General features: G+C 57.7%; 10 protein-coding genes. 2 read left to right on the top strand and 8 right to left on the bottom strand.

Going from position 1 to position 10,512, the window contains the following annotated elements:
• Positions 1-190 precede the first annotated feature (190 nt).
• Together aroD and DW937_RS14905 are read left to right on the top strand one after the other, a co-directional pair.
• Positions 191-946 carry a type I 3-dehydroquinate dehydratase gene (gene aroD / locus DW937_RS06490; protein ID WP_120120470.1) on the top strand — a complete coding sequence of 252 codons (756 nt, stop codon included), beginning with the start codon at positions 191-193 and terminating at the stop codon, positions 944-946.
• A 32-nt stretch (positions 947-978) separates the two neighbouring features.
• Positions 979-1,149: a hypothetical protein gene (locus DW937_RS14905; RefSeq protein ID WP_165852900.1), complete on the top strand. Its 171-nt coding sequence runs from the start codon at positions 979-981 to the stop codon at positions 1,147-1,149.
• 99 nt (positions 1,150-1,248) lie between these two features.
• On the opposite strand, the gene DW937_RS06485 is transcribed toward DW937_RS14905, so the two are convergent.
• From DW937_RS06485 to DW937_RS06450, 8 genes are all read right to left on the bottom strand, one after another.
• The gene (locus DW937_RS06485) at positions 1,249-2,460 is read right to left on the bottom strand and encodes an NADP-dependent isocitrate dehydrogenase (RefSeq protein ID WP_097776995.1); all 1,212 of its coding nucleotides are present in this window, start codon (positions 2,458-2,460) and stop codon (positions 1,249-1,251) included.
• Positions 2,461-2,544: 84 nt separating this feature from the next.
• The gene (locus tag DW937_RS06480) at positions 2,545-3,732 is read right to left on the bottom strand and encodes a pyridoxal phosphate-dependent aminotransferase (RefSeq protein WP_097776994.1); all 1,188 of its coding nucleotides are present in this window, start codon (positions 3,730-3,732) and stop codon (positions 2,545-2,547) included.
• Positions 3,733-3,751: 19 nt separating this feature from the next.
• The gene (locus DW937_RS06475) at positions 3,752-4,933 is read right to left on the bottom strand and encodes a cation diffusion facilitator family transporter (protein ID WP_120120469.1); all 1,182 of its coding nucleotides are present in this window, start codon (positions 4,931-4,933) and stop codon (positions 3,752-3,754) included.
• A 183-nt stretch (positions 4,934-5,116) separates the two neighbouring features.
• Positions 5,117-6,757, bottom strand: coding sequence for a phosphoenolpyruvate--protein phosphotransferase (gene ptsP / locus DW937_RS06470; RefSeq protein WP_120120468.1), 1,641 nt, complete (start codon positions 6,755-6,757; stop codon positions 5,117-5,119).
• A gap of 106 nt (positions 6,758-6,863) precedes the next feature.
• Positions 6,864-7,127, bottom strand: coding sequence for an HPr family phosphocarrier protein (locus DW937_RS06465; protein ID WP_005937619.1), 264 nt, complete (start codon positions 7,125-7,127; stop codon positions 6,864-6,866).
• 293 nt (positions 7,128-7,420) lie between these two features.
• Positions 7,421-8,143 (bottom strand): DUF4830 domain-containing protein, encoded by a 723-nt coding sequence (locus DW937_RS06460; protein WP_120120467.1) that lies wholly within the window; start codon positions 8,141-8,143, stop codon positions 7,421-7,423.
• Positions 8,144-8,250: 107 nt separating this feature from the next.
• Complete coding sequence (locus DW937_RS06455) at positions 8,251-9,093, bottom strand: HAD family hydrolase (RefSeq protein WP_120120466.1); 843 nt, start codon at positions 9,091-9,093, stop codon at positions 8,251-8,253.
• 14 nt (positions 9,094-9,107) lie between these two features.
• On the bottom strand, positions 9,108-10,310 hold the full coding sequence (locus tag DW937_RS06450; RefSeq protein WP_243111435.1) for a GH25 family lysozyme: 1,203 nt from the start codon (positions 10,308-10,310) through the stop codon (positions 9,108-9,110).
• Between the last annotated feature and the right edge of the window lie 202 nt (positions 10,311-10,512).

Genomic DNA, 10,512 nt, shown 5'->3' with positions numbered 1-10,512 from the left:
CCCCGCCTCCTTGTCAACACTTTTTGACAACTTTTTTCCAATTTCTTTGCAGAGCAAAGAATCCCCCCTGTTTTTCACCCGTTACAAGACGCTCCTTTTTTCTTGACAAGACTGTGCACAGAACGTATTATGGAGTTATCCCCGTATCCTGTATAAGGTAGCTATACTTATTACATAAAGGAGAAGCGCCATGTCCTGTGTCAATATCCGCGGCTGCTGCATCGGCGAGGGCCGCCCCAAAGTTATTATTCCTATTGTAGAGCCCACGGAAACCGCCGTTCTTGAAAAAGCTGCCGAGTTTTCCACATTGCGCGCCGATTGTGTGGAATGGCGTATTGATTGCTTTGAAGGCGCAAAAGACCTTCCGGCTATCGTGCACTGCGCCGCGAAGCTCCGTGTTGCCTTGAAGGATCAACTGCTTCTTTTCACCTTCCGCACAAAATCCGAAGGCGGTAAAGTCGCTCTGGCCCACAAAGAGTATCTTCATTTTATCCGCACCGTTTTTGCCACCGACTGCGCCGATCTGATCGACATTGAATTTTTCACTGCAGGCGCAGAGCTTCCCGCGCTGATCGAAGATGCCCACACCGCCGGGGCTGCAGTGGTGTGTTCCAGCCACGACTTCCATAAAACGCCGCCGCGCGCCGAACTGGTGAGCCGCATGGTTGCCATGCAGCAGGCCGGGGCTGATCTGCCCAAGCTAGCTGTGATGCCCCAGAGCCGTGCCGATGTGCTGGAGCTTCTGGCTGCCACCGCTGAAATGGCCGACCGGCATCCGGAGACTCCCATCATTACCATGAGCATGGGAGCTCTGGGCGCTGTGAGCCGCCTTTCCGGCGAAGCCCTTGGCTCCGCCATGACCTTTGCCAATCCCGGGCAGGCCAGTGCACCGGGGCAGGTATCGCTGGACATCGTAAATGAAGTACTGGATGCACTGCATTTGTAACCAACAACTCGGAATTTGTGGAGGAAACAAACATGGAAGATAATAAATCAACGAATGTCAAGAAAACGGTAAAATCAGGAATAACTTTTGGAAGTGCATTAGCTATGGTTATTAGTTATACAACGTGGAAGTCTGTCGGTTGGGCGATTTTTCATGGATTACTTAGTTGGGTATATGTCGTATATTTCCTTTTGCGTTACTAAATTCCAGTTTGTCGCACATCCTGCCTAAAACAAAAACCGGAACGATCGTCCCTTTTTCGGGTGGATCGTTCCGGTTTTTATGTTATATTGAAAATCGTTTTATGCCAGCTTGGCTTCCAGACGGGTGCGGATGGCCTTGATAAAGCCCTCGCTGTCCACGGCGGTGGGGGTGATGCCCTCAGCCAGACCGCACAGGTCTTTCGTCATGATGCCGTCGTTCAGGGTCTGCAGGCTGGCGGCTTCCAGTGCCTCGCCAAACTTCACCAGCTCCGGCAGGCCGTCCAGTTCACCGCGCTTCTTAAACGCGCCAGACCACGCAAAAATGGTAGCCATGGGGTTAGTGGAGGTCTTTTCGCCCTTCAGGTACTTATAGTAATGGCGGGTGACGGTACCGTGGGCGGCCTCGAACTCGTACTTGCCGTCCGGACTGACCAGCACGCTGGTCATCATTGCCAGAGAGCCAAAGGCGGTGGAGACCATATCGCTCATCACGTCACCGTCGTAGTTCTTGCAGGCCCAGACAAAGCCGCCCTCGCTGCGAATGACGCGGGCAACGATATCGTCAATGAGGCTGTAGAAGTAGGTGATGCCTGCGGCCTCGAACTTTGCCTTATACTCGGTGTCGTACACCTCCTGGAAGATATCCTTGAAGGTGTGGTCGTACTTCTTGGAGATGGTATCCTTTGCGCCGAACCACAGATCCTGCTTCACATCCAGTGCGTAGTTGAAGCAGCTGCGGGCAAAGCTGCGGATGGAATCATCCTTGTTGTACTGGCCCTGCAGAACGCCAGCGCCCTCAAAGTCAAACACGGTGGCGCGCTGCTCAGAGCCATCGGCACCGGTGAACACCAGTTCAGCCTTGCCTGCACCCGGGATGCGGAACTCGGTGCACTTGTACACATCGCCGTAGGCGTGGCGGGCAATGGTGATTGGCTTTTTCCAGTTTTTGACCACCGGCTTGATGCTGTCGATCATGATGGGTGCGCGGAACACGGTGCCGTCCAGCACCGCGCGGATGGTGCCGTTGGGGCTTTTCCACATCTCATGCAGCTTATACTCGTCCATGCGCTGGGCATTGGGGGTGATGGTGGCGCACTTGACCGAAACGCCGTACTTCTTGTTGGCAAGGGCGGCATCCATGGTCACCTTGTCGGCGGTAGCGTCGCGGTTGGGCAGGCCCAGATCGTAATATTCGGTCTTGAGGTCCACAAACGGAAGGATCAGTTCGTCCTTGATCATCTTCCACAGAATGCGGGTCATTTCGTCGCCGTCCATCTCGACGAGGGGCGTGGTCATTTTGATCTTTTCCATAGCAGGGTTCCCTTTCCTCTCTTTGGATCGTTTCTCCAGCCGCGCTGCACTGCCAGATGCCGCGCGGGCAGTTCGGCAGAATGTTTATTTGCGGTAAGCGGCTGCCAGCTTTTCAAGGGCAGGCAGGCTGCGCTTGACCTTTTCGGTATCGATGCAGTAGGCAAGGCGCACATAGCCCTTGACGCCGAAGCTGTCGCTGGGCACCAGCAGCAGGTCAAACTCCCGGGCCTTCATGCAGAAAGCGTTGGCATCCTCTTCCAGAGCCTTGGGGAAGATGTAGAAGGTACCGCCGGGGCGCTCCACCTCAAAGCCCAGCGCGGTGAGCTTATCGTACAGCAGGTTCATGTTGGTCTCATACACACTCAGATCACTGGTCACATCCTGACAGCGGCTTACGGCCCGCTGAATGATGCTGGGCGGGCAGTTGTGGCCGGTGAAGCGGGAGATTTGGGCCATCATGTCCACCAGCACATCCTCGCCCTCACAGCCCGGACGCACCGCCACATAGCCAAGGCGCTCGCCGGGCAGGCTCAGGCTCTTGGAATAGGAGAAGCAGGTGAGAGTGTGGGGGTAGAACGCCGCCGGGTAGGGCACCTTTTTGCCGTCGAATGCGATATCCCGGTAGGGCTCATCGCTGACGAGGAAGATATTGTGGCCGAACGCCTTACTCTTCTCGGTCAGGATCTCTGCCATACGGGTGAGCGTCCCGGCAGAGTAGACCACGCCGGTGGGGTTGTTGGGGGTGTTGATGAGCACACAGGTGGTCTTTTCGCCGATCATCTGCTCGAATGCGTCCAGATTGGGCTGGAAGGTCGGTGCCTGCGGCGGCACAACCTTGAGGACTGCCCCGGTGCCCGCCACATAAGGGCCGTACTCCGGGAAGTAGGGCGCAAAGGTGAGCACCTCGTCGCCGGGCTGCGTGACCGCACGGATGGCATGGGCGATGGCACCCGCCGCACCGGTGGTGGGGAAGATGTGCTTCTGCTCATAGGGCAGGCCAAAGGTCTTTGTCAGGTGCGCTGCCACATCGGTGCGGAAGCCCGGGTCGCCCTGACTGGGGCAGTAGCCGTGCAGGTTTACCGGTTCCTCGTTGGCCAGCAGGTCCTGCATGGCGGCAGTGAACTCCTGCGGGCAGGGCACGCTGGGGTTGCCCAGCGAGTAATCGAACACATTCTCATATCCGATCTCTGCGGCACGCTGTTTGCCGTACATGAAGGTCTCGCGGATGACGCTCTTATTGCCGAGCATCGCGCGGTAGGTCTCATTCAGCATAATACTTCCCCCTGAGAGTTTATTTGTGGGCAGCCGTATAGCTCTGTTCCACCTTGATGATGCAGCTGTAGGCTGCATCCTGTTCCTTGATGAACTGTTCCAGCTGTGCCAGCAGCTCTACCTTATCCCCTGCATAGCCTGCCGGCAGCACCAGATCGAACAGCACGTTGGTGTGGGTCCTGCCCGGCACGATGCGCAGATCGTGCAGAGAAAGCTCCGGGTCCATCTGACGCAGCTTTTCGGTCAGGCGGGCGCGCAGCACGCCCACGGCAGCGTCCGAGGTGACGATGGGATCGTAGTGGATGGTCACCATGAGGTTGTCGTTTTTAAAGAAGTCCCGCTCGATGTTGTCGATCAGGTCGTGTGCCTCCAGCGGGTCCTGCTCGGCGGGCAGCTCCACATGCAGGGAGGCGAACTGGTGTCCCGGGCCGTAGTCGTGCACCATCAGGTCATGCATTCCCAGCACGCCGGGATAAGAGAGCACCTTCTGCTCGATGTGGTCCACCAGATCCTCGCTGGGGCTTTCGCCCAGCAGCGGGCTGAGCGTATCCATCACAAGGCCCCAGCCGGAGATCAGGATGAACGCCGCCACGCCTACACCCATCAGGCCATCCAGCACATCCCAGCCGGTCACGCGGCACAGCACCGCTGCAATGAGCACCGCGCTGGTGCTCAGCACATCGTTGCGGCTGTCCGCAGCAGTGGCAATGAGGGTCTCGGAGCCGATAATACGCCCGATGGTGCGGTTGAAGCCGCTCATCCACAGCTTGACGAGGATGGATGCGATCAGCACGGCCACCGTGAGCCAGCTGAACATCACCGGGGTGGGGTGCAGCACCTTGACCACAGATTCCTTCAGCAGCGAAAAGCCGATGCCGAGAATGGTCACGCTGACTACCAGCCCCGCCAGATATTCATACCGGGCATGGCCGAAGGGATGCTCTGCGTCCGGGGCCTTGCCGGCCAGCTTGAAGCCCACCAGACTGACCACGTTGGACGAGGCATCCGACAGGTTGTTCAGGGCATCTGCCATGATGGCAATAGAGCCGAACAGAGTGCCTACGGTCAGCTTGCCCAGACACAGCAGCAGGTTGCATGCCACGCCCACCCAGCAGGCAAGGTTGCCGTAGGCGGCGCGCACCTTAGGGTCCTGCGCATGGTCGGGCTGGCGGATGAAAAGACGAATCAAAAACTGAGTCATAACGGTCCTCCATGGGCAGCGCTGGACACCTGCATACCCTGTCATCGCTTATAGTATAGCATTTCGCTTTATCGTTTTAAAGTATTTTCCGAAAACTTTTGCCCGGTATAGAAAAGCCCCGGCAGAGCGGGATGCCCTGCCGGGGAGCTTTATGGGAACGGTAAACCGGGATCCTCGGATGAATTACTTCTCAGAAGGCTTGCTCAGGTCCACGCTGCGGATGATCTTGCGCACCGGCAGGATGCTCTTGGCGTTCATGGACAGCTCGTCCACGCCCATGCGCAGGAAGGTCTCGGTCAGGGCGGTGTCGGCACCCAGCTCACCGCAGATGCCCACCCAGATGCCGTGGCGGTGGCCCGCCTCAATGGTCATCTTGATGGCGCGCAGCACAGCGGGATGGTGCGGGTTGAAGAACGGTTCCAGCTTTGCATTCTGGCGGTCCAGCGCACAGGTGTACTGGGTCAGGTCGTTGGTGCCGATGGAGAAGAAGTCGCACTCGGCAGCCAGCTCGTCCGCGATCAGCACAGCGGCGGGGGTCTCGATCATGGTGCCTACCTCGATGTTCTGGCCCATCTTGACGCCCTCGGCGGTCAGCTCTGCGCGGCACTCTTCCAGAACAGCCTTGGCATCCTGCAGCTCCCGCAGGCTGGTGATCATGGGGAACATGATGCTCATGTTGCCGTAGGCAGAAGCACGCAGCAGAGCGCGCAGCTGGGTCTTGAAGAAGTCCCTGCGGGTCAGGCAGATGCGGATGGCGCGGTAGCCTAGAGCGGGGTTCTCCTCGTGATCCAGCTTCATGTAATCGACGGTCTTATCGGCACCGATGTCACAGGTACGGACGACCACCTTGCGGGGAGCCAGACTCTCCACCACCTGCTTGTAGGCCTCGAACTGGTAGTCCTCGGTGGGGAAGTCCTTGCAGTTCAGGTAGACGAACTCAGTGCGGAACAGGCCTACGCCGCCGGCATCGTTCTGCTGCACAGCACCCACATCGCTCATGCCGCCGATGTTGGCAAAGACATTGATGGTCTTGCCGTCCAGCGTGGTGTTGGGCTTGCCCTTCAGCTCCTGCAGCAGGGCCTGCTTCTTCTGATCTTCCTGCTGGCGCTTCTTCAGGCTCTTGAGCAGATCGGGGGTGGGTTCAACGTAAACGCAGGCGTTGTAGCCATCGATGACCGCCATCTTGCCGTCCCAGTCGTCCTGAATGTCCTTGCACTGGATCAGGGCAGGGATGTTCATGCTGCGGGCCAGAATGGCGGTGTGGCTGTTGGAGCTGCCCTCACGGGTGATAAAGCCCAGCAGCAGGCTCTTATCCATGCGGACGGTCTCAGACGGGGCCAGACCCTCCGCGACCAGAATGCTGGGCTCGGTGCCCTGCAGGCTGGCGTTGTCCACCCCCTGCAGGATGTCCAGAATGGCCTGTGCGATATCGATGACATCTGCACTGCGGGCCTGCAAATACGGGTCATCCATGGCGGCGAACACCGCAGCCTGATTGTTGCCTGCCGTCTTGACGGCGTACTCGGCACACTTTTTCTGGCTGTTGATGATCTCCTTGATGGCATCCACAAAGTCGTCGTCTTCCAGCATCATGGCATGGATGTTGAACACCTCGGCGATGTCCTCGCCAGCCTCTGCCAGTGCCTTTTCATACAGCGCAGTCTGCTGCTCAATGGCCTTCTGCTGCGCTTCTTCAAAACGCGCCACTTCCGCTGCGGTATCCGCTACCTCTGCGGCAGAAATGGCAGTATCCTTTTTCTTGTAGATCTTGAGCTTGCCGATGGCGATGCCATTCAGGATGCTCTTACCGGTGCCTACCTGCATTGCACACTACTCCTTCTTCATCTGTGCCGGGGCCGCACTGCTCCGACAGTCCAAAAAAAGCCCCCGCAGCTCACCCGCGAGGGCCTTCCTCATCTTAACTGCGGAATCAGACGTTCTCGGTCAGGAACTTCTGGATGGCTGCTGCTGCAGCTTCCTCGTCGTCGCCCTCGACCTTGACGGTAACGGTCTCACCCTGCTTTACACCCATGCCCATCAGAGCCATCAGCTTGCGCATATCGCAGCTCTTGCCGTCCTTTTCCAGGGTAGCACTGCTGGCAAAGCCCTTGACAGTCTTGACGAGCAGACCGGCGGGACGAGCGTGGATGCCGCATGCATCCTTAACGGTATACTGGAATTCCTTCATAATCATTTTCTCCTTACTTGATCCCGTGCGGCGCTTCTGCACTTGCACCAGACGCGGCCGAGCCGCGGCACGGTTGATACATCTATTATAAACCCTTGCCGGGAATTTTTCACCATTTCATATTGCTAATTTTTTATGCAAAATTTTGGTACAATTGAACATACAAATGTGACAAAAATGCACGCATTTCACTTTTTCTTCTGCTTGTGCGCAAATTTTAGGCAAATTGCGGCCTGATTTTGCATCAAAACCCGAAGCCGTTCCCGGTCGTTTCCGGCTTTGGCAAGTCGTTCCGGTGCTCATTCCACCGGGTAGCCCTCGGCATCCAGCGGCAGTTCCGTATAAGGCACAGCCTGCGGCACGGCATCCGGCTCACCGGAGGTCTGCTGGGCGGTCAATTCCTCGTCATGGCGTTCGCCCCAATCGCCGCTGTAGTCCTCGCCGGAGGTCTGCTGTGCCGGTTCACTTCCGGTCAGCTCTTCGTCGTGGCGCTCACCCCAGTCGCCCTCGTAGTCCTCGCCGGAAGTCTGCTGTGCCTCAGCTTCCGCCATGGCGGCCTGCATGTCTTTCAGGCCCACCACAACGCCGGAGGGCCGTTCCAGCAGGTAAGCTCCCACGGCCTTTTTGCGGTACACCAACAGCACGCCGTAGCGGCTGGTCTCGCCGCTGCTTGCCGCCGGGATCAGCGCCGTCCATTTTTCCACGGTCTTGCCCTTGTAGCGTGCAAGGTCCATGCCGCTCTGCTGCACCACCCCGTTGAAGGCCGAAAAGCTGTCATCCCACTTGCGGGGGATCTTAACCTTGTCTGCCGTGATGGATGCGCCGTCCACATCCAGACCGTAGCCGGTGAACCATGTCTGGATGTCCTGTGCACTCTCAATTTTGTTCACCGCCGCCGAGACCGCAACGGTGCGGTTGCTGATGAACCGGCCCAGCAGAGCACTGCCCACCACCAGTGCGCAGCACATGGCACCCAGACCCAGTTTTTTCAGGCTCGTTTTGCTCAACGTGACTACAAACATATCCCCATGCCTCCCCAGCCTGTTTATTGCTCTGAGAACAATTTATTCAGCACAGCTGGGGTGTATGACAAAAGGGCAGGTAAAACCTGCCCTTTTGTCAATATCGATCAATGTGCTTTTGTAAAATCTTCCGAGCTTACTTCGCCGTTCTGGCGGAGCACCTGTTTCAGCACCTGCATCACGCCGTATTCCCGGTGGGACGGTGCCAGAAACGGCACCTGCGCCCGCAGCGGTCCGCTGCCGTTCTCCATCAAAAAGCCGTACTTCGCGGTGGTGAGCATCTCGGCATCGTTGTAGGTGTCGCCAAAGGCCATCATGCTGTCGGCCGGAATGCCCAGCAGTGCACCCACCTTTGCCAGTGCTGCACCCTTGTGCACACCTGGGTTCATCACGTCCACCCAGTTTCTGCCTGCCACTGCCACCGAGAATGCACCGCCATTTCCGGTGTGGAATGCGCCGTAGATCCGGTCGAAGGCTTTCTGCGAGTCGTCGTTGGGCAGATAGACGGTAAACTTATCCGCCGCCGCTTCCACCGCAGTCAGATCATCCACGTATTCCACCCGGGTATAAAAATTCTTGAAAACTTTATCGTATTTCTCGTCCTGCTTTTCCGCGTAGGCCGCCTGCAGTCCGCACAAAAGGCCCACGTCTCCGGCCTGCTTTGTGCTGCGGGCCAGCTGCCGCCAGCCCTCGGCAGGCATTTCGGACACAAACAGGTCTTTCCCCTTCCAGCGGGCAGCGCCGCCGTTGTCGCCAATGAGAATGATCTCCTCCAGCAGATCCGGGAACATCGTTTCCAGTGTGTACAGAGGCCGCCCGCTGGCGGCGGCAAACAAGATGCCCTGCCCGGCCAGTGCACGGATGGTCTCGGTAAACTTTGGCGGCAACTGGCTGTACTCGTCCAGAAGGGTCGCGTCCATGTCCGATGCGATCAGGCGAATGCGGTCCATTGCAGTTTCCTCACTTATCCGATGTAGCTGATGTTCACGTCCATATCGCCCTTATAGCCGGGCAGGCGTGCCGTGCAGGTGCCCTGCCACAGGGCGCAGTCGATGGGGCTGCTGGCAACACCATAATGCGCGTTCCAGATGGTATATTTTTTCAGGCTGTTCAGATTGACACGCTTGCGGTACCACAGGGTAGAGGCATACACACCGGGTTTGTAGCCCTGTGCCTTGACCTCCTCACAGAAGGCGATGGCGCACTTGGTGCGGTCCTCCATACCCAGACCGTCGGCACGGCCGGAACCATTGGAAGCGCCGGATGCTTCGGTGTCAAAGAAGATGGGGTAATCCAGCTTGCGTCCGTTCAGTACGTAGGCGCAGGCAAAGGCTTCCTCCTTGGCTTCCTCCTCGGTGGTAGCCTGACTGAAGAAATACACGCCCACCTTCAGGCCCGCATTCTTCACATTGGTGAAATGCTCCTCGAACATGGGGTCCAGCACCAACGTGCCGGAAGCACCATAGCCGCGGTAGCCGATGCGGACGATCACAAAACTCACGCCTGCCTTTTTGATCTGGTTCCAGTCGATGTTCTTCTGATACTTGGAAACATCCACACCGAAGGTCTTTCCATTTTCCAGCACACCGTCCGCATTGAAGTAATAGAGTTTATTGTCGATGCACTGGATGCCGGTCACCGGCTTGTTGGTGGTCTGGCTGTAGTAGTAGGTCTTACCGCCGGAGGTGCGCCAGCCGGAATAGACCGGCTCCGGCTGAGACTCGTCTTTTCCCAGCCAGCCGAACAGGAAATTGAGCAGCCAGCTGAAAAATCCGTTCTCATCGCTCAGGTCGATGCACTGGGCCTCGGCGGCATCCATGGCACCGGCATCCAGCGCGGCACGGATCTCTTCCGGTGTCAGCACCACGCTGTTTTCCGGCGTGTGCTGGTTCGTGCTGTTCTCCTCCGCTTCGGTGGCCTGTACAGGCGGTGCTTCCGGGTCCTGTGCAGCAAGCTCCGGGGTCTCCGTCTGCAGGGTGGGCATTGCCGTTTCCTGCTGTGCAGAAACAGTCTCGGTCACTGCCGCGGTACTTTCTTCCGGCTGTGCAGCCAGTGCCAGCGGTGCGCCCATTGAAAAGGTCATTGCCAATGCCAGAACTGCCGCTGCACACCGCGTTTTGCCGCGGGTGCCGCGGGCAGTCAGTTTATTCCAGAACGTTTTTTTCATGCTGTGCTCCAAACCTCATGCATTTTTATCGGGATGCCGCCCTTCGCAAAAAGGGCAGCGTTTCATCTTCTCAATACTCTTTCAGTATACACCCGCGGGCAAGCCCCCGTCAATTGCCGCACACTGCAAAGCGCAGCTCCGAAAAGCTGCCGCCCCGGTATCAGAAAATGCTCCAAAACAGATACGTCTCAGCCCGCAAAAA

This window comes from Faecalibacterium sp. AM43-5AT (genome assembly GCF_003603345.1).
GTDB lineage: Bacteria > Bacillota > Clostridia > Oscillospirales > Ruminococcaceae > Faecalibacterium > Faecalibacterium taiwanense.
This window is presented reverse-complemented; position numbering and strand designations above follow the sequence as displayed.

Coding starts and splice junctions, on each gene's coding strand:
- DW937_RS06480 (WP_097776994.1), bottom strand. CDS start 3,732: ATGCTGAATGAGACCTACCGCGCGATGCTCGGCAATAAGAGCGTCATC.
- aroD (WP_120120470.1), top strand. CDS start 191: ATGTCCTGTGTCAATATCCGCGGCTGCTGCATCGGCGAGGGCCGCCCC.
- ptsP (WP_120120468.1), bottom strand. CDS start 6,757: ATGCAGGTAGGCACCGGTAAGAGCATCCTGAATGGCATCGCCATCGGC.
- DW937_RS06460 (WP_120120467.1), bottom strand. CDS start 8,143: ATGTTTGTAGTCACGTTGAGCAAAACGAGCCTGAAAAAACTGGGTCTG.
- DW937_RS06455 (WP_120120466.1), bottom strand. CDS start 9,093: ATGGACCGCATTCGCCTGATCGCATCGGACATGGACGCGACCCTTCTG.
- DW937_RS06465 (WP_005937619.1), bottom strand. CDS start 7,127: ATGATTATGAAGGAATTCCAGTATACCGTTAAGGATGCATGCGGCATC.
- DW937_RS14905 (WP_165852900.1), top strand. CDS start 979: ATGGAAGATAATAAATCAACGAATGTCAAGAAAACGGTAAAATCAGGA.
- DW937_RS06485 (WP_097776995.1), bottom strand. CDS start 2,460: ATGGAAAAGATCAAAATGACCACGCCCCTCGTCGAGATGGACGGCGAC.
- DW937_RS06450 (WP_243111435.1), bottom strand. CDS start 10,310: ATGAAAAAAACGTTCTGGAATAAACTGACTGCCCGCGGCACCCGCGGC.
- DW937_RS06475 (WP_120120469.1), bottom strand. CDS start 4,933: ATGACTCAGTTTTTGATTCGTCTTTTCATCCGCCAGCCCGACCATGCG.